Source organism: Pseudanabaena biceps PCC 7429 (assembly GCF_000332215.1).
Taxonomy (GTDB): Bacteria; Cyanobacteriota; Cyanobacteriia; order Pseudanabaenales; family Pseudanabaenaceae; genus Pseudanabaena; species Pseudanabaena biceps.
The window spans coordinates 1-18,107 of record NZ_ALWB01000037.1 but is presented as its reverse complement, the minus strand read 5'-3'; the positions used below and the strand labels follow the sequence as shown (position 1 = coordinate 18,107).

The 18,107-nt window shown below is 43.4% G+C and carries 18 protein-coding genes; 5 read left to right on the top strand and 13 right to left on the bottom strand.

Annotation, left to right across the window (positions count from 1 at the left end; translation table 11 throughout):
* Positions 1-81: 81 nt before the first annotated feature.
* From PSE7429_RS06400 to PSE7429_RS06370, 7 genes are all read right to left on the bottom strand, one after another.
* Complete coding sequence (locus tag PSE7429_RS06400; protein ID WP_009626287.1) at positions 82-1,353, bottom strand: tRNA nucleotidyltransferase/poly(A) polymerase family protein; 1,272 nt, start codon at positions 1,351-1,353, stop codon at positions 82-84.
* A gap of 205 nt (positions 1,354-1,558) precedes the next feature.
* Entirely contained in the window at positions 1,559-3,040 is a 1,482-nt protein-coding gene (locus tag PSE7429_RS06395; protein ID WP_009626286.1) for a cobyric acid synthase, read from the bottom strand.
* Positions 3,041-3,120: 80 nt separating this feature from the next.
* Positions 3,121-3,987 carry a DUF4388 domain-containing protein gene (locus PSE7429_RS06390; RefSeq protein WP_009626285.1) on the bottom strand — a complete coding sequence of 289 codons (867 nt, stop codon included), beginning with the start codon at positions 3,985-3,987 and terminating at the stop codon, positions 3,121-3,123.
* 95 nt (positions 3,988-4,082) lie between these two features.
* Positions 4,083-4,622: a GTP-binding protein gene (locus PSE7429_RS06385; protein WP_009626284.1), complete on the bottom strand. Its 540-nt coding sequence runs from the start codon at positions 4,620-4,622 to the stop codon at positions 4,083-4,085.
* Between the two features lie 194 nt (positions 4,623-4,816).
* Positions 4,817-5,188, bottom strand: a complete 372-nt coding sequence (locus PSE7429_RS06380) for a roadblock/LC7 domain-containing protein (RefSeq protein WP_009626283.1) — start codon at positions 5,186-5,188, stop codon at positions 4,817-4,819.
* Positions 5,189-5,263: 75 nt separating this feature from the next.
* A complete protein-coding gene (locus tag PSE7429_RS06375; protein WP_009626282.1) occupies positions 5,264-5,722 on the bottom strand; it encodes a hypothetical protein in 459 nt (152 codons plus the stop codon).
* A gap of 59 nt (positions 5,723-5,781) precedes the next feature.
* Complete coding sequence (locus PSE7429_RS06370; protein ID WP_009626281.1) at positions 5,782-6,339, bottom strand: protoglobin domain-containing protein; 558 nt, start codon at positions 6,337-6,339, stop codon at positions 5,782-5,784.
* A 608-nt stretch (positions 6,340-6,947) separates the two neighbouring features.
* Between PSE7429_RS06370 and miaA the strand changes: the two genes are divergently transcribed.
* Complete coding sequence (miaA, locus tag PSE7429_RS06365; protein ID WP_009626280.1) at positions 6,948-7,871, top strand: tRNA (adenosine(37)-N6)-dimethylallyltransferase MiaA; 924 nt, start codon at positions 6,948-6,950, stop codon at positions 7,869-7,871.
* 15 nt (positions 7,872-7,886) lie between these two features.
* Positions 7,887-7,979, top strand: coding sequence for a transposase-like zinc-binding domain-containing protein (locus PSE7429_RS28145; protein WP_422394338.1), 93 nt, complete (start codon positions 7,887-7,889; stop codon positions 7,977-7,979).
* A gap of 218 nt (positions 7,980-8,197) precedes the next feature.
* Here the strand turns inward: PSE7429_RS28145 and PSE7429_RS06360 are convergent, their stop codons facing one another.
* The 6 genes from PSE7429_RS06360 to prfB form a co-directional block, all read right to left on the bottom strand.
* Positions 8,198-10,588, bottom strand: coding sequence for a secretin N-terminal domain-containing protein (locus PSE7429_RS06360; protein ID WP_009626279.1), 2,391 nt, complete (start codon positions 10,586-10,588; stop codon positions 8,198-8,200).
* Positions 10,589-10,858: 270 nt separating this feature from the next.
* On the bottom strand, positions 10,859-11,617 hold the full coding sequence (locus tag PSE7429_RS06355; protein WP_009626278.1) for a hypothetical protein: 759 nt from the start codon (positions 11,615-11,617) through the stop codon (positions 10,859-10,861).
* A 1-nt stretch (position 11,618) separates the two neighbouring features.
* Complete coding sequence (locus PSE7429_RS06350) at positions 11,619-12,326, bottom strand: PilN domain-containing protein (protein ID WP_009626277.1); 708 nt, start codon at positions 12,324-12,326, stop codon at positions 11,619-11,621.
* Between the two features lie 10 nt (positions 12,327-12,336).
* Positions 12,337-13,446 (bottom strand): type IV pilus biogenesis protein PilM, encoded by a 1,110-nt coding sequence (gene pilM, locus PSE7429_RS06345; protein WP_009626276.1) that lies wholly within the window; start codon positions 13,444-13,446, stop codon positions 12,337-12,339.
* A 384-nt stretch (positions 13,447-13,830) separates the two neighbouring features.
* Positions 13,831-14,400, bottom strand: coding sequence for a DUF4168 domain-containing protein (locus PSE7429_RS23395; RefSeq protein WP_009626275.1), 570 nt, complete (start codon positions 14,398-14,400; stop codon positions 13,831-13,833).
* Between the two features lie 233 nt (positions 14,401-14,633).
* A protein-coding gene (gene prfB, locus PSE7429_RS06335) for a peptide chain release factor 2 (RefSeq protein ID WP_009626274.1) occupies positions 14,634-15,741 on the bottom strand; the annotation gives its coding sequence in 2 pieces (ribosomal slippage) (positions 14,634-15,668 and positions 15,670-15,741; 1,107 coding nt in all).
* A 461-nt stretch (positions 15,742-16,202) separates the two neighbouring features.
* Between prfB and PSE7429_RS06330 the strand changes: the two genes are divergently transcribed.
* The 3 genes from PSE7429_RS06330 to PSE7429_RS06320 all read left to right on the top strand — a co-directional run bounded on the left by PSE7429_RS06330 (position 16,203) and on the right by PSE7429_RS06320 (position 17,995).
* Entirely contained in the window at positions 16,203-16,580 is a 378-nt protein-coding gene (locus PSE7429_RS06330) for an FHA domain-containing protein (RefSeq protein ID WP_052017658.1), read from the top strand.
* A 189-nt stretch (positions 16,581-16,769) separates the two neighbouring features.
* Positions 16,770-17,117 carry an FHA domain-containing protein gene (locus PSE7429_RS06325; RefSeq protein ID WP_009626272.1) on the top strand — a complete coding sequence of 116 codons (348 nt, stop codon included), beginning with the start codon at positions 16,770-16,772 and terminating at the stop codon, positions 17,115-17,117.
* Positions 17,118-17,506: 389 nt separating this feature from the next.
* Positions 17,507-17,995: a hypothetical protein gene (locus PSE7429_RS06320; RefSeq protein WP_009626271.1), complete on the top strand. Its 489-nt coding sequence runs from the start codon at positions 17,507-17,509 to the stop codon at positions 17,993-17,995.
* The last annotated feature ends 112 nt before the right edge of the window (positions 17,996-18,107 follow it).

Below are 18,107 nucleotides of genomic sequence, written 5' to 3'. Positions count from 1 at the left end.
CTTTATAGTTCTAAAAATGAACGGATTTATACCAATTCCAAAAATGGCGTTGCCATTTTTGGAATTGGTATAAATCTTAACTTACATAATTGATTGAATTAAATCAATTGCTTCTTGTTTGGATTGAATCTTGCCTTCCACTTGTGCAATCTTGACGCTTTCCAATAATTCGCCAATTTTAGGGCTAGGTGGTATTCCCAATTCATTGCGCAGATCATCGCCACTAATGAGGGCAACGGGATAGGCGATCGCATCGTGGGGATTGAGCCATCGTTCTAACCAAGGTGCGATGCTCTCTAGATCGCATCCGCTCGCTAGGGCAAGCGCGGCGATCGCTGGGAAAAATTCTAAGGTTGCTTGGAAAAATTTATATTGCGCCGTTCGCGTCGCCTGACTGACTAAAGTCATAAATTGCGGCAGATAGCGCAAAATGCCGACCAACCACCGTTGTTCTGCACGACTCAAGCCCAATGGCTCCAGAGCCGTCGCACTATTGGTTAGGGCTGCTAGTTCGATCGTGACTAGGGCATAGCGATCGCCTGCTAGTTGTTTACTGAAAAATAAGTCTAGATGCGGGAATTTTGCTAACAAGTCCCGAATTACCCCTCCAATCTGGGTAAATCTTGCTAAATTCAAATGCTGACTTGGCAACCAATCCTCTAAGATGCGATCGCTAATAGCCTCTAGCATCCATTGATTTCCATTTTGAGTGGAAAGCAGATAACCCAATTCTGTCCTGACCCTTTCCGCCGCTATAGACTTCAGCTTTGGCGCAAACTTAATTAAAACCTGCCGAGTTAAGCCCTCAATTGCAAAACCTAACTGGGCTGCCTGTCTATATCCTCGCAAAATCCGCAAAGGATCTTCTGCCAAGTTCTCAGGAGCAACCATCCTAATTTTTTGCTCTTGCAGATCACGGATACCATTTAAGGGATCGATAAAGTGATACGAGCTCTCAGACAGAAAATCTTGGGCATTTGTGCTTGCACTAATATTCTGATCGTTATTCTGATCGTTATTTTGACTAATTTGATGGCATTCTAAGGCGATCGCATTCATACAAAAGTCTCGTCGCCCTAAATCCGCTTCGATGCTCCGCCCCATCTGTTGCGCAAAATCCGCCGTACCATTTTTAAATACGACTCTAGCTATTTGGCGCTCTGCGTCTAAGACCACAAACCCCGCTTTATACTTGCGGGCGATCGCTTGAGCCGTCTCTACAGCCTTTTCTGGCAAGACGAAATCTAAGTCGAGATATTTACTCTGGCGGTTTAATAAGCGATCGCGTACCCAGCCACCGACCAAATAAGTAGGCGTTGGTAAATCATTAAAATCGAAGGGAAATTGCTGCAAAATCTATTTATAGTCTACTAAGCTAGAGTTTTTGATGGCTTAAGCTATGGTATACGATCGGCGCACGGCAAAGAAAAGCGATCGCACTTTGTTAACTAATCTCATCAGGACATAAAGCCCCAAAGAGGGTTGCCGCGCGGAGCGCGGCAACCCTCTTTGGGGGATAGAGGGTGGCGCACGCGCCACCGTTTTTTAATCTGCCCAGCTACTTATCTAGATAATTACGAATCTCGTCAAGGTTTAAATGGGCTTCTAGTAAGTCCGCCATCTCGTTATAAAGCTGATGCTGGCGATCTTGCCAAGATATTAAAGCGGGCTGATGTTCAGAAATATTTGCCAATCTTGTGAGAGACTGCCGTACTGCCGCCGATTCAAACAAACCATGTAAATAACTACCCCATACCAGATCCCCCTTGGTTCCCTCATCACGATATTCGCGATCGCACTGAATCGTCAACAAAGGCGGCAGTAGCCAAGATTTATCGCTCTCGATTGACTTAGTATTTCCCATATGAATTTCGTAGGTCATCCATTGGTCGATCGCTTGTTCTGATTGCCAGATCGCCTGTACTTGGCGTACCTGTTTGGTCGCCGTAAATTCCGTGTTAATCGGTAATAGCCCTAAGCCCTCAACATCTCCCGCTTTACCCGCAACGCCTTCGCGATCGCTCAGATATTTACCCAACATCTGGTAGCCCCCGCAAATGCCCACGATCGGAATACCTCGGCGATGCGCCAACAGAATTGCATCCGCCAAGCCCGTAGTCCGCAGCCATTGCAGATCGCTGAGGGTATTTTTGCTCCCTGGCAGAATGATAATTCTGGCGCGATCTAGTTCGGCAGCGCTCTGCACCCATAGAGTTTCAATCCCCGCATCTAACTGCCAAGGTTGACTATCCTGCGAGTTCGATAAGTGGGGAAATCTGATCCATGCGATCTTCGCGCCGCTACCACTAGTTTCGGCTTCATGGCATAGGCTATCCTCGCTCTCAGGTTGCAAATCTGAGGCATAGGGCAAAACCCCTAGATAGGGCAGATGGGGCATATGCTGGCGAAAGTGATGATCCGCATCATTAAACAATCGCAAATCGCCACGAAATTTATTGACAACAAAACCCAGCCCCATAGCTTTGACAGTTTCTGATAGAAGTTGATGCGTGCCGATAATCTGGGCAAACACACCTCCTTTCTCAATATCACCAACCAGAATCCACCGTCCCTGCAAATGAATTATTGGACGCAAGTTCACCAGATCGCGATGCATGAGATTTAACTCAACAGGGCTTCCCGCCCCTTCTAACAGCAAAACATCACAGCGATCGCGCCAAAACTCAAGGGTGTCCTGAACGATTTCCCATAGAGTCTCGATATGCTGATAATAATCGATAGCGGCAATATGTTGCTTTGCTTTCCCTAATAAAACCAGTTGCGAAGTTCCATTCCCTGAAGGTTTGAGAAGAATGGGATTCATCTCCGCGATGGGACGCATCCCACAGGCGATCGCCTGCACTGCCTGCGCTCTCCCAATCTCCCCCCCTTCTAGAGTCACATAGGAGTTATTAGACATATTTTGCGCTTTAAAGGGAGCAACTCTTACTCCATTGCGCCTCAGCCATGCTCCCAATGCTGTCACCATCCAGCTTTTACCAGCATTAGATGATGTTCCTAAAATAGAGATGGCTTTCATAAATATCAATATTTACCGTGATTTCTAAACCGTGATTTCTAAACCGTGATTTCTAAACCGTGATTTCTAAATCGTAATTTCTAGGTTTTATGCTGTAAAAAGCCGACTAAGCTCTGTAAGAAGCTATTACTAATGGGTGGGCGATCGGGAATATTATTGGCTTTACTATTGGGATCATTAGCCAGCAAATCTGTATCATCTATATCATTTATTCCCATATCAATATCGGGCACTTCTTCTACTAAGCCGACAACAATTAGCCGAAAAGCAATCTGTTGGACTTTGGCAAGCGGTAAATTGAGACGTTGGGCAATGCCTCTTAAATTATTGGAACCGTCAGCCAGAGACCATAATTGAGTCTCATTAACATCTAACCGCAGTTGAGATCGCCCCGCAGGGACGATATTAAATAAGGTCGAATTTGGTTCGGGCAACTTACTTTGTAATATTCGCCAATCCTTAAGACTGCGCAATCCCATCAAGGTCGTCTCGGTCGCAGGGAGACTCAAGCCCGTCATTTCTGCCTTGGGTAAACTCACATTCGCATCAAAGCGAAACTGTCCAGACTCGACCTGAAATAGAGCGCATACCTGCCGAAGCACCTGTACGCTAAATAATAGCTTCAACTGATCTGGCTGCAATATACCTAAGGATTTGAGATTTAGTCCAAGCAGTACATTTTCTTCGAGAAGACGCTCTAAATCATCTTTTTGAGAAGGGTTTAGCCAACCTCTTTGCTCAATTAATCTAACTAGTCCTCGATTGTCTAAGCGATCGCCCGCTGCGACGACCCTTCCATTTTGCAACCAGATATGCCGTAAAAAGGGTTTACCTGTCTGGGTATTTTGGGGATCGCGAATGGTGAGGATTCCCGTTTTTTGCCCCTGATCTAAGAACTGAAATATCTCAGGAAGAGAAAATTCGGATAAAGAGCCTGTAATTGCCATAACTATAAACCAGAAAGTATATGCTTGAATCCTTGACGATGAATAGACTTATTCTTTAACTTCTTTAACTTCTTTAACAACTGAGGCAACCCAGATCAAGCGGTGGTACTTTGAATATAGTATTGCACGAGAGCTACGATCGCTTGAACGACGGTATCGCGTTCTTCTGCGTGCAAAACAACTACAGGGGGCTGAGATATCTCTTCGACAAATCCCAGTGCCAATTTAATATTCTCACTTGACCAAGCTCCTTCACAATCCATATGGGTAATACCGATAATGTAAGGGATTTGCACCCGACGATTCATATAGCTGAGAATACGCCTCGCATAGCGAAACTCTTGCGGACGATGGGCTGCGACGAGGAGGATAAAGGCATGGGCTTTTTTAATGAGAATATCCCACATAAAGTCAAAGCGCTGCTGTCCTGGTGTTCCATAAATATGTAAAGCCATGTCAGAACCAAAAGTTAATCGACCAAAGTCCATCGCGACAGTGGTTCTATGTTTTATTTCGGCAGTCTCGTCCGTGGCTCGGCGATCGGTATCTACAACATCAATTTCACTAACTGTGCGAATAAAGGTTGACTTCCCTGCTCCCACAGTTCCAGCAACAACCAAGCGCATGATTTCCATAATTTTTTTTATTCTTTGCCTATAGTGATCTAAATCAATACATTTTTTGCGGAGCTTGTAAGTAGCTAAGAAGTAAACTTAAAACCTAGAGGAGCGTACCGCCCGCGTAGCGGGCGGTACGCTCTCTGGTTGTGGGTTTTAATTATGCCCAGCTACTTAATGAGCCTCCGCAAAAAATGAACTTGAGCACCTAACTAGGCTAAAGCTGCTTTGAGTTCCGTGGTCACCCGCTTAATTTCTAGCATTAACAATCCCTGCTTCGCCGCTTTGCTTGCTAATACCAGCAATACGGCTTCATCTCCACAACTGGTCAAAATCCCGTATCCTTTCTCGCCTTCAACATATAGGCGATCGATGCCACCCCTAGCGAGTTCGCTGCCGATGCGTTCCCCCAAGGAGAGCATTGCGGCTGACATTGCGGAAACCCTTTCTTCATCCATGCCACTAGGCAATGTTGAGGCTAGAGGTAAACCATCAGGAGACACCAACGCAGCTCCCTGTACATCACTGGTACTAGTGACCAAGTTTTGCAAAATACTTTCCAATTTCGCGACATTAATGCTCATTCTTTTATCCTTAACTTGAACTTTTGCTTGAACTTTTGGTAGGTTTAATGGGGATTACGGGTTTAGAAGAGATGGTTATCCAATCACTTCAAACTCAATGACATCGTGGGAACCACCCCGTAAAACTGATTCTGTTTGCTTGCCACGCAGACGCTTGGACGTGACATGTTCGAGCACCCCTTGAATAGCTCCCAAGGTGAAAGTCAGCTTGCGAGGAGAGCCTTCTGGTTCGCCCGCAGAACAAATTGTTTCGCGACAATATACTGTGATTGTTTCCCCAGCTTGTTCGATCTTATCGACAATGCAAAGCCTCGTTCCGTCTTTACCCAATGCTTTCTGGAGGAGGGGAACAATACCTTCAAGAGAAGTTTCATTCTCCGACAGTCCAAGCTGTTTGGCAATTTGCTTACCGCGATTACGACCTGCGGCGATGAGAGTAATCATGGCTGCTTTTTCACCAAGAGCTTCCTCAGCCCCAGTGACAAGCGCTTTAAAACAAACAATACTGCTGAAATCTCCAAGTTCTGGACGCATATAAAGCCTCAAAATTTATTACACTAAAACAAACAGATAAAACAAACAGAATTTCGCTTCTACTGCATTCTTGCCGCACCCGTAGTGATCATACGTTTAAATAGACTTTCCGTCCATCCAGTTTCACGCATGACCGCTTGTGATGAGACTTCAACATAGGCTTGCTCGATAAAGGCAAGATCGATCATACAAATTCTTCCCAAAGCATCACGAAGATCTTCAGAAAGCCCTGCTGATTTGAGTTGCTTGCCTACTTCATGAACCACCGTTGCCATGGCAGGAACGACGTGCTGAGGACCGATTCCAATCTGAACGTGAACCAGTCCGATCCGCCAACGTCTCTCAGCATAGGCGATCCCCCAATCGTCCATACCTGTAAACATTTCTCCAAACCATTCAACGAAAGTTTCATTCAATCGATGCATCCTACCTTCTTTGGCATTCAGAATCTGATTCATTTCGGGATCGCTAGCTAGGTAGGCATAAAAGACTTCTGCCATCTGTAAAGCGATCGAATTTCCCCATGCAGCATTCGCTTTGAGTAAAGCTTTATCCGCATCAGAGAAAGATATACGCGCCTCCATAGTTTGCATGAAAGCCTGAGAACTGAGAGACATAGCTTACTCCTTATGATTTTGCTATATTTCCTTACCAGCTTTTTGTTTTCTTAACGTTTTGCTTTTTAGAAACAATAGTTATTTCGTACTCCCCATTTATTAATGTAACGCAAAAAAGCAATTTTTTGCAAATTTCTGACAGATTTTAACATAACTATAATTTAGGAATAAAACCCTCAAATTGTGAGCTCAAGTTATTACCTCAAGTTATTACCTCAAGTTATTACCTCAAGTTATTACCTCAAGTTATTATTTTTGCATTGTATTTCCAAGGTCACAGTTATTTATACTTAGAGCCAATTAAGCCAAGTACACCAATTAGTAGTATTTTCTAGTAGTTTATTTGCTACTTTAAGGACTCATAGCGCTTGTTAATATGAATCAATCGAGAAATTCGCTATATATTTTGTAGACTTATTGCAATATATTACCAATAATAAAAGATTCTTCCTTAGAAATGTTTGTTAATTTGGCATTTTAATTATCGTGGTAATTCTAAATCAAACCCCATAGAGAGTTGCGGCGCGAAGCGCCGCAACTCTCTATTCGGTTTTATGTCCTGCCCAAAACCTTACGGGGTTTGTTTTTTAATTCAAAGAACTAAAATCATGGATCGTGCGGGGTTAATCGTTATTTTGGGGGCTACGGCTACGGGTAAAACTAGTTTGGCGATCGCTTTGGCAAAGCATCTAAATGCTCCCATTCTGAGCGCTGATTCCCGCCAAGTTTATCGTGATCTAGATATTGGCACTGCCAAGCCGACAATGGAGGAACGTCAAGGTGTTCCCCATTATTTGATTGATATTATTAATCCTGATCAAACTCTGACCCTTGCTGATTATCAAGATCAAGCACAAACTTTAATTGCTAAATTTCATGCTGAAGGTGTTACCCCAATCTTAGTTGGTGGTTCAGGGTTATATATCAAGGCAATTACCGCAGGGCTAAAAATCCCCCATGTGCCGCCGCAACCTGATCTGCGATCGCAATTTGAACAATTAGGACAGCACTATTGCTATCAGGTTTTGCAACAGATCGATCCTGTGGGGGCTAACAAAATTCATGCTCACGATCAAGTCAGAACTTTGCGATCGCTAGAGGTTTTTTACGTAACAGGCAAACCTTTATCAGAGCAACAGGGTGAGCAACTGCCTAATTATCCGATTGTGCAAATTGGATTGGAATGTGTAGATCTGGAGGCTTATCGCAGGCTAGTAAGCGATCGCACGGAGCAAATGCTAGATCGGGGATGGCTCGATGAGATTTGTCATGTACAAAGGTGCTATGGAGAAGATTTACCGCTTTTAAAAACTCTGGGCTATGCGGAAATGTCAGATTATTTAGCCAATAAAATTGATCTGGAAACTGCTAAATCACTTACAGTGACGCATACTTGTCAGTTTGCAAAACGCCAGCGGACATGGTTTCGTGGTTCGGGTAATGGCGACTTGCCGATTAATTGGTTGAGATCGGGAAGTACTTGGGAAGATGCGATCGCAATTCATAATCGGGCGTTGCATAATGAAGTATGAGATGCCGTAAAAGAGATGAAATGTCCAAAGTGTGGGTCGGAGCACATACGCAAGAATAGAATTAAGCAAGGAAAACAAAAACATATCTGTGTCGAATGTGGGCGCTAATTTATAGAACCTAGTGAACAAACCAAGTCTTATCCAGAAGCCACCAAACAGACTTGTCTGAAGATGTATCTCAATGCCATGGGATTTCGGGCTATCGAGAGATTTATGGGAGTCCATCATAGCAATCCACTTAGCCAAAGCATAAGTTTCCAATAAAAAAGCCTCGACACAAATTGTCAAGGCTGGGAAGAAGTATAAATTATGAAAATAGATAAAGCCTATTGACTCTTACGAAGATTGCTATCAATAACCTTTTGTACTTCTGGTCCTGGTTGGTAGGTATAACCCCAATTAGCATTTTGACTATCGTCAATGATACGAGGCGTTACAATAATAATCACTTCATTACGAACATTCTGATTACTTTCTTGACGGAACAATGCGCCAATAATCGGCAGATCGCCTAAAAATGGCACTTTAGTAAAGGTTTGACGATCCGAATCTCGAATGATTCCCGATAGGACGAGCGTTTGACCATCCCTAACCCGAATTTGTCCAGAATTAAGTGTCCGTTTAGAGATTAACCCTTGGGAAGTTTGAATCCCCAATACTGTGCCCAATTGCTGTGTTGAAACTAAGGCACTGACACTAGGAGATACGGCAAAGTTAATAAACCCATTGTCGTCAACCCGCAAAACATTAAGATTGAGAGTCAATCCTACTGGCGTAGTAGTTACGGTTTGACTTGGGAAGTTTTGAGTTGTAGTACCAGAGGTAATCGTGGTAATGGTAACAGTATTGGCTGTTACCACATCTTCGGTGAGTGCAACCGTTGCCGTTTCTCCTTCTTGGACAGTTAGAGTTGGGTCAGTAATAACCTTAGCATTTCCACTAACTATACGAGCGCTAAGAGAGCCAAATAGTCGCTGTGGCGATGTAAGAATTGATGGAGTACCCGTTGTGTCGTTAAAATTTAATCCCAGCACTCCAACCGCAGAAGAAATTGCCGTTCCCGTACCACTTCCATCCGTATTACTTGCATTAAAGGAAAGAGAGGAACCAATGGTTTGATTCTTATCGAGATTTACTTCGACAACCTTTACGTTAACAGCAACTTGGCGTTTACGTAAATCCAAACGAGCAAGCTGGGCTTCGGCAAATTCAATTTGTTTGGGACTTCCAATCAGAGTTAGCGAGTTACCACGTTCTTCAGCTATAACTTGCAAACCCTTTAAAAGGGATGATGTACTAGAATCCGCAGGGACTGTAATTGTCTCTAGGGTTGGAATTGATTCAGTAGGGATATTTACTACCGTAGCCGCCGAAGCAGTTCCCACCGTTGCTGTTTGCGCCCCAGGGATTGGACGTTGGCGGTTGACGATCCGAGAAGCGCCTAAACCAATTAAATAAGCAGAAGCTTCACCAACGGTGATTTGATTGAGACGATAGTTTTTGGTAACTAGATTTTTGAGGGTTACCGGAAGTTTGGTAGCAACAAAGATCGTGTTCCCAATGCGATTGGCATCTAGCCCTGTAATCCTCAATACATTATTGAAAACATCTTGAGCCGTTTCATTCTCAATGGAAAGGCTAACGGGTTGCTTGAGTCCGCCACCACTGGAAGCAGTTGTGGCAGTTGCACCAGTCGTAGATGCAGCAGCTTCAGCAGATACAACGCTTAAACCTGCAACACGACCGATCAAATTCAAAACTTCAATTGCAGGAGCTTCCCGCAAAGTAATTCTCGGTACGCGTTCGGCAGTACCAAGATCGACGATATCAGGACGAAGTTTGGCGGAAGATGTCGCAATATCTCCAACAGGAGGGGTCTTGAGTTGACGGAAGGGGGGAACTACACCAGGAACGCGACCTTGCAATTGCGGTGTGACTGGATTTGCGATAGGGGGAGGAGCTGAATTTGGTGCATTGCTTTGGGCTACGCGAGTCTTCCCATCAGCATCGGTAACGGTGATCTTCGGCTCAAATAACGGTTTTCCTAAAGAGGCGGAATTCGCAGATGAATTCTGAGCAGTGAGCACCTTGGTAGAATCAGTGGTAGTTTGCGAATTTACGACTCCAGATTCTGGAGAATTAGCCTCAGAGATCGAGCTAACCTGATTTACCGAAGGTTGCATTTCTAGGCTAAATACTAAACTATCACCATTATCTTGGCGTTTGATTAGCTCCTTAAGAGTTTCTGGATCGTTGGCAGTGACCCGTATTTGTACTTTGTTAGCGGCGTACTGGGTTGCCTCGATCGCGGCAATTCCTGGGGCGGGATTTGTCTTAGCATAGCTAGCGTTTCCGTTACCCAATTGCAGTTGAGCCCCATTGAGTAAAGCTACCCAAGATTTCCCCTGCTTTGTATAGGTCACCTTTGGGCGATCGCTACTGGCAAAATTTACCGTGAGGTCTAGGCGATCGCCTGAGACATTGGTATTGATATCGGTGATACGGCTAGCCACCGCTGTGACATCGGTTGAATTTGCTGAAATAGAGCTTTGGGGCGTAGTTTGAGATTGGCTCGGCGCGATCAACAATACTTGGGGGCAGCTTGCCGCAATTAGAAACCAGCAAGCCAAAGACTTTCTATTCAGTTTCACATTCAACCTATCATTCAGTTTCATATTCAGCTTCACATTCAACTTCGCATTCAACTTCGCATTCATAATTACACTCCTCATGCTCCTTACGGAACTCAATACGCTTAATCTTTAGTAGTAGACCTGTAAAAAATTGAACATGCCCTAAAGGAATGACACAACTAAGACAGAATTGACGCGATTATGGGTCGAGATTATACCATATCAAGTCAATTTTGAATCAAAAAAATAATAAGTCCGTGCAACAAATATTAAAGAATTGCGATTATTGGGTGATATTCCCTATTTTTGGGAATATCATCGCGATCTTTATCGGTTTTGATTCTCAGCAAATTGTTATTTTTTTGGAGGTGTCGCGGCGGCAGCAGCGGCGGCAGCCTTTAGCTCGGCTTCCGTTTTAGGAACGAAGGCTTGTAAGGTGAAGTCTGCACCAATTAGTGGAGGCAAGATATCTAGAATTTCTTTTTCTTTGCCAGCCGCGATCGGGCGTGAGAATTTAAAGTTTGCGGCTGGAAGAGTTTTCTTGGTCAATTTCAAGTCTTTTATAACTAGTAATGGTTTGAGGCGCTCAATTTTTTGAATGGTACTCAATACATCTTCAAATTTGCCATCAAATCCAATCGTAAAGGAATAAGAATCGTACTGTGCACCTGGAACAGATGCTGAAGGTTGAAAAGTTCGCATCGTTCCCGCTAATTCATAGGAAAAATTTGGGGGTAACGCGATCACAATTGTCTTAGGAATCTGTTCTTGGATATCGCGAATTAAGGTATCAATATTGTCTACATTAGGCAGAAGCGACAGTACAAATTTGTTTTGTTGATTTGCTTCTTCAATTTTTTGAGCGATATTACCCTTACTAGCTACCTGACCTTCTAAGGCTTTAATTGCATCCTTTTTGGTGTCGATATTTTTCTGAGCAGATTGCACCTGATCCCAGATAGGCATGACGTAGCTAGTAGCGACATAGGCGGCAAGGGCAACCCCACCAACTCCCATCAATATCCCTAAAATCTTTGATGTAAAAGTGATCCCAAATAAAGTAAGACCACCTGCACCACCTTCAATTCCTGAAGCGGATCCCACATTTGTCATTTTATTTGATTACTCCCTGTTGCTTTAATAGATTGACCCTAGTAATTAATCCATCAGCTCCTGCCTTTTGGAGTGTTGGCAATATTTCCGATGGGCTTTTGCTAGTAACTGCTGTTTGAATCTGAAAATTGACTAAGTTAAAGTTTTTCTCAGAAGTTCCTTGCTGCAAGGTTGAAGATAGAAGTTTTGTCTGTTTATCGTCTAGCAAGGGGGAGGCTTTGAGTAACAATAGAAAGTCGTTTAGCTCGTTATAACTAGTTGCTTTCCCATTGAGAGTAATTGTTGTTGATGCAGGAGCTTGAGGAGTTGCGGCGGCTGAAGCTTGAGTAATGGAATCTACTTGTACCGTAATTGGCGTGCGTTTTCTGATGTCATCGGCAATAGCACTGACGGGTAAATTTCCCACAAATAGATTGACAAGCTCGCCTGTTCTGCCTTGAATTGCCTTTAATTGATCTTCTTGGGTTTTCAGAGCAGCGATTTTGCTGTTTAGGGCAGTTTCTTTTGCAGTTAAAGATGAAAGCTCCTGTTGAACCCCTTCATTGGTACTATTCAGAACGAAAAAAGCACCGCCTACAATGGCAAGAGAAACAGCCGCAACTGCACCGCCATAGATTAAAAACTGTGAATCAGCTATCGGTGTACGTTCCACCGCTTGAGCTTCTTCAGCAACGCGATCGCTTAGAAAATTAATATCAAGTGTATACATAGCAATTATTTTAAACCTCCCTCAAACCTAGACCTAGAGCGACAGATAACGCCATACGTTCCTGAACGGGTATATCGCTGTCAACAGTTACACCTACAGCAGTAAGTGGATCGACAGCACTAGCCGCAATACCAAGTCTTTGGCTAAAAAACTCATTTAACTGCCCAATACAAGCGCCAGGACCAGCGATTAATAACTGTACGACATCTGAGCCAGGAGACTGACTAGTATAAAAATCGATGGATCGCCTTAGCTCGTCGGAGAGATCGCCAATCACCCGCATAATCGCAGCATCACCAGGAGTGTTACCACCACCAGCTAAACTTGCCGTATCCATAGACTGCACGGGTACAACTGTCGAACTCAACATCTCCATATCTGTTGTCCGTCGAGGAGGAAGGTTAATGGCACGCAACTGAGCATTCTGAATTTGCGCCGTACCAATGGGGAAGGTGCGCGAAAACTGAGGAACTCCATCAACGGTTACGGTAATTTCGGTTGCTTCATACTCAATGTCAACGATCGCCACAGCTTCCGCCAAGGTACTAAATCTTGCTAACTCATTATGCATGGCACGAATGAGAGCAAAACTGCTAACTTCTACGATGTCAACTTGGAGTTGGGCGATCTCTAACGCTTGGATGTAGCTATCTGTTACCTCTTTAGGAGTTGCCACCATCAAGATTTCAATACGCTCAATGCCATCATCATCTAGAGAAGTGCCAAGCTTTTGGTAATCTACATCCGCATCTTCACGGGGAAAAGGCAAATATAGACTAGCTTCTTGATTGAGAACCATTTCGCGCAATTCGAGGTCGGGAATTTCCGCAGGCAAACGGATCAAGCGACTCACAGTCTCACGACCAGGTAGAGCTGTCGCTACTTTCTTAACCTTTATTTTTTTGTCTGCTAGCAAACTGCGAATAACTTCTCCCAGCGCTACAGGATCGAGAATGCGTCCCTCTTCAACAGTTCCTTCAGGAAGCTCGACGCTACCATACGTCACTAGCTTGTAAGAAGACTGCCCCTTGCGGCGCAATTGAACTAGGTTTACTTTCTCGGAAGTAATTTCAATTCCGATACCTTTTTTAGACTTTCCGCCAAATTTTAAGCCGAACATAAGCGTGTCTTTATGAGTTTTGTAGCTTTTGTAGCACTGGGCATACTAAACAATGGAGGGATTATAGACTGTAAGTGACCATTGTCAATAGGACAAGAAAAAATAATCATGACTATTGTCGAGGATGGATCGTTTTGCCCTTAATTAACCCTGTTTCTTATAGACGATTTTGTCCGTTTTAGCAAATTATCCACAAAATATAAAAACAAAAGTAGAGTGATGGCATGAAGCGTCACCACTCTACTTTTGTTTTTACCTGTTTTTACCGCAATTTTCGATCACAAGAACCACAAGAAACTTTTTGAAATTGTTGCTTCGCAACAATTTCAAAAAGTTTCTTGGTTTGGATTTGAGAGCAAAGCGCTGTATATCCTACGATCGCCGTTATTTATTGCCACGTAGCTGCACTTGTTTGTCTTGAATCACGCTCCTGAGATTAGGATTTTGCATCTGTTCGAGGGTGATTTGGTTAAATTCTTTATTGGTAAAGCCATAACGACAAATTGCCTCTTCGCTATAGCTGCGTAACTCGGCGCAGAGCGATCGCAAAAATTCTGGAGGATTAGCCAGATCACAGACTTTAGTTTGTTGAGATTCCGCAAGATTAGCAACATTACCCCAGTCAGCATTACTTTTTGCCGTTCGGAAAATTTCTAATCGTTTGTTTTCGATCGCATTTGCTGCTGCCGCATAGCGCGTGAGATGATCGTCACCGATGGTGACTTTCGCCAGAAAATTCTGAAGAGAAGATGGCTTGACACAGGTCTGAGCTGAGGCAAAAAGCCGATCACCAAAAATTGGCTCGGTGATCGCGCCGACCGCAATACAAAACCCTAAGAGGCTAATTTGACCTAATCTCTGGCTTAATCTCTGGCTTAATTTTAGCCGACTGGAGCCAGAGTCCCTTAAATCAACTGATAAATCAACCAATCGTCTCTGAGGTTTACTATTCATAATCAATCGCCAAAAAATACTAAGGACGTAACGTACAAATTTTGTTTAGGATGGAGCTTACTTTTGATGTTTCTCTAAGTACCTCAGCATAATTAAAACCCAGATCTAAAACCTGCGGCGCACGCTGCGCGTGCGCCGCAGGTTTTAGGGTTTTATAGTTAATTAAGCCCACTTATTTAAAACTAAAAGTAAGCAACCATCCGATTAAACATTTAACCCTTAAAAATATTGACTCAAACGGGCTGATTTTGTTGCCGCAAATATGACTGAATGAATGGTTCGAGATCGCCATCCATTACATTTTGAATATTTGTCGTTTCTTCTCCCGTGCGTAAATCCTTGACTAATTGGTAAGGATGAAACACATAATTGCGAATTTGGTTGCCCCAAGCCGCTTCTACCATATCGCCACGAATATCAGCAATTTTCTGAGCACGTTGCTCTTGGGCGATAATTAACAACTTCGCCTTAAGCAATCGCATGGCATTTTCCTTATTTTGCAATTGCGATCGCTCTTGCGTACAGCGTACTGAGATCCCCGTCGGCAAATGGGTGATTCGTACCGCTGTTTCTACCTTGTTCACATTTTGACCACCTTTGCCACCTGCTCGCGTTGTGGTAATTTCTAATTCCTTGGGATCGATATCGAGATCGACATCCTCCTCCAGTAATGGCATTACTTCTACACCAGCAAAACTAGTTTGGCGCTTGTCATTGGCATTAAATGGTGAAATCCTGACAAGGCGATGCGTACCTTTCTCAGGAGCGAGATAGCCATAGGCATAGCGTCCGTGGACAAGCAAAGTTACTGACTTGATGCCTGCTTCTTCTCCCTCGGAGATCTCGGAAATCTCCACTTTGTAACCTTGGGACTCACAAAAGCGGGTATACATGCGTAGAAGCATTTCTGTCCAGTCTTGAGAATCAGTTCCCCCTGCACCAGCATTAATTGTTAAAACTGCATCGTATTTATCGTATGTCCCCGAGAGTAACTGCTCTAAATCCCAGCGCTCCATCTCTTGCAGTAGTTGAGTGAGACTTTGTTTTGCTTCATTAGCTAGGGCTAGATCGTCCTCAAGGGCAAGTAATTCAGCGATCGCCTCTAGATTTTCAATGGTTTGTCGCCAGCTCGCGAATTTTTCAAGATAGGACTTGAGGGCATCTAACTCCCTCATTGTTTTTTGTGCTTGATCGCTATTTTCCCAAAATTCTGGTTGTGCGGCAGTTTGTTCGAGGTCGCTGATTTTTGCCGCGATCGCAGGTACGTCAAAGATAGTCCTGAGCGATGCTCAGGCGCTGGGATAAAATCTGGGTTTGGCGGTCAATTTCGGTAATGTCCACTAAAATAGTTCTCCAAGGTAGCGTGCTTCAGATGAGTATTGTATAGCAAGCAAGGTAAGCGGTTGCTGCTCATTCCTACAGCTCATTCTCTTATACCAATTCACGAAAGTGTGACAACATTTTTGTGAATTAAAAACTAAACCTCGTAAGGGGTTTCAAGTGAAGAAATAGCTACACCATCTCTCCACTTGGTCTTAAGAATGAGCTATCTGCTCATTCTTAAGAGGCTTCCCTCGACCCATCGATCCAGATTAAGGTAAGTAGCTAGGTATAAGTAAACTTAAAACCTAGAAGAGCATACCGCTCGCGCAGCGGGCGGTATGCTTTCTGGTTTTGTTTTTTAATTATGCCGAACTACTTAAACGCACAAACCATTAGTACAGTAATATTTAGTGCTATTTAAGGTAGATGATGCGAATTGATGCTCAAGCTGACTTAGATAAGTAGCAATGGTAAAAATTATGTCAAGTACAATTCATGAAGAATCAGAAATCAGCGTCAATATTTCCTGTAACCACACTCTAGTGGTAACTGATAATTGCGGAACTCGCAAAATGATCCTAGTTGAAGATCAATACACAATTGGTCGCGAACCTGATAATCATGTGTGTCTTGACTCTGACTTTGTGTCTAGGTATCATGCCGTCTTGAGGAAAGTGCGTCACCGTAATCGTCCAGATAGTTATCGAATTATCGATGGTAGTGTATCGGGCAAACGCAGTAAGAATGGAATTATCCTTAACGCACTACATAAAATTTCTTCTCACACTTTGCAAGATGGTGATATTGTCACTTTTGCCCCCGAAGTGCATATTTTGTATTTAGCACCTAGATGGTAGATACCAGATCTCATTTAACTTTTATATCAGCCGACCGTAACTAGGGGCATATGGCTAAATTTCGATCTAAAAAAACTATAATCCTATCCTATTTGTAGGTTAAAGTAGCGTGAGATTAAATCAAATGCCTACCAATAACATATACTTTTCGCTAGTACAGCGATATCTACTTCTTTTTTGGGTGAGCTAATGAGCGCAACACACGTTAGTCACACGCTATTAATCACAGATGCGAGAGGTAGTAGAAAACTCGCACTTGATGGTTTAAAGTACACGATTGGGCGGGATGTGAATAATAATATCCAACTTTATTCACGATTTGTGTCCCGTCAACATGCTGTGTTGCTTAGGGTTCCTGGGGAAGGGGGACGATATCAGTATCGAATTATTGACGGGGATCTCTCTGGTAAGCCGAGTGTCAATGGGGTGATTATTAATCATCATATGAAGGTTGCCTCTTCCTACGATTTGTGTAATGGTGATGTGATTACGCTTGCGCCAAATGTCGAACTAACCTATCTCAGCAGTCCAACGTAAAGTTCAACCAAACCCTAGTAATACCAATTTCCAAAATGGCGTTGCCATTTTGGAAATTGGTATTACTAGGATTGCTTTTTAATTCACTGAAGTGTTGACTTACTTCAGTGAATTGGTATTACTCATCAGAGAATGGCGGCGCTTTGCGCCGCCATTCTCTAATTTTAGGTTTTCTATTTTCATGTTTTTGCAGACATTTTTGCAGATGATTTCTAGTGCATGAATTTTCGAGCTTGATGAAACAATAAGAGCCAGTAAACCCGCAATTTGGCTGATAACAAATTGCGATCGCCCCAATTTTTGATTTTATGGGAAACCATCGCTAAGAAAGGATTTCCCCGAAAATCTAGGGGTTCACCTCAGTGCACAGCGCTGTAATTGCAGCATATATGGCAATTGTTTTATCTAATCAAGAAGACATAGATTTGCTGCTCATTTTAGTAAAAGTAGCGATCGCCTTGGGCGCAGTTGCAAGCGCTCTGTTAATACTGTTTTGGTTTCGTCTTAAAAATCTGGAGAAGAGGTTATATCTGCATCGCAAGCAACTCAAGGCGAGAGCAGTTCGCCAGTTACCTGCAAAAGCAGGGTTAAACCCCACGCCTTACCGCACTATGGAAAGTCCCTCTATGGGCAAGAAGCGGTTATCTCAAACCCAAGTTTATCTGCCGAATCCTTATTCTAAAAACTTAAAAAAATCACTTAAGCGATCAAAAAACTCTTATTTGCATTGGTTATTACCGATCGCGATCGCTAGTATTACAGGCATAGCGATCGCCTTGATCCAGTTGGGGAATAATTCGATTTTTGCCGACTATACCACGCTCATTTGGTTTGTAATTGGTGTGGGATTGGTAGTCGGAGCGACCTACGCACTCTAGTTTGCAGCCCCATGAGTGGCGGCGCTTTGCGCCGCCACTCATCTCTTGGGTTTTATGTCTTAATTAAGTTAAGTAGCTGAGCATAATTAAAACCCAAAAACCTGTAGCGCAC

Coding starts and splice junctions, on each gene's coding strand:
- miaA (WP_009626280.1), top strand. CDS start 6,948: ATGGATCGTGCGGGGTTAATCGTTATTTTGGGGGCTACGGCTACGGGT.
- PSE7429_RS28145 (WP_422394338.1), top strand. CDS start 7,887: ATGAAATGTCCAAAGTGTGGGTCGGAGCACATACGCAAGAATAGAATT.
- pilM (WP_009626276.1), bottom strand. CDS start 13,446: ATGTTCGGCTTAAAATTTGGCGGAAAGTCTAAAAAAGGTATCGGAATT.
- PSE7429_RS06325 (WP_009626272.1), top strand. CDS start 16,770: ATGAGCGCAACACACGTTAGTCACACGCTATTAATCACAGATGCGAGA.
- PSE7429_RS06375 (WP_009626282.1), bottom strand. CDS start 5,722: ATGCGTCCAGAACTTGGAGATTTCAGCAGTATTGTTTGTTTTAAAGCG.
- PSE7429_RS06360 (WP_009626279.1), bottom strand. CDS start 10,588: ATGAATGCGAAGTTGAATGCGAAGTTGAATGTGAAGCTGAATATGAAA.
- PSE7429_RS06355 (WP_009626278.1), bottom strand. CDS start 11,617: ATGACAAATGTGGGATCCGCTTCAGGAATTGAAGGTGGTGCAGGTGGT.
- PSE7429_RS06350 (WP_009626277.1), bottom strand. CDS start 12,326: ATGTATACACTTGATATTAATTTTCTAAGCGATCGCGTTGCTGAAGAA.
- PSE7429_RS06395 (WP_009626286.1), bottom strand. CDS start 3,040: ATGAAAGCCATCTCTATTTTAGGAACATCATCTAATGCTGGTAAAAGC.
- PSE7429_RS06385 (WP_009626284.1), bottom strand. CDS start 4,622: ATGGAAATCATGCGCTTGGTTGTTGCTGGAACTGTGGGAGCAGGGAAG.
- PSE7429_RS06370 (WP_009626281.1), bottom strand. CDS start 6,339: ATGTCTCTCAGTTCTCAGGCTTTCATGCAAACTATGGAGGCGCGTATA.
- PSE7429_RS06330 (WP_052017658.1), top strand. CDS start 16,203: ATGTCAAGTACAATTCATGAAGAATCAGAAATCAGCGTCAATATTTCC.
- PSE7429_RS06380 (WP_009626283.1), bottom strand. CDS start 5,188: ATGAGCATTAATGTCGCGAAATTGGAAAGTATTTTGCAAAACTTGGTC.
- PSE7429_RS06320 (WP_009626271.1), top strand. CDS start 17,507: ATGGCAATTGTTTTATCTAATCAAGAAGACATAGATTTGCTGCTCATT.
- PSE7429_RS23395 (WP_009626275.1), bottom strand. CDS start 14,400: ATGAATAGTAAACCTCAGAGACGATTGGTTGATTTATCAGTTGATTTA.
- PSE7429_RS06390 (WP_009626285.1), bottom strand. CDS start 3,987: ATGGCAATTACAGGCTCTTTATCCGAATTTTCTCTTCCTGAGATATTT.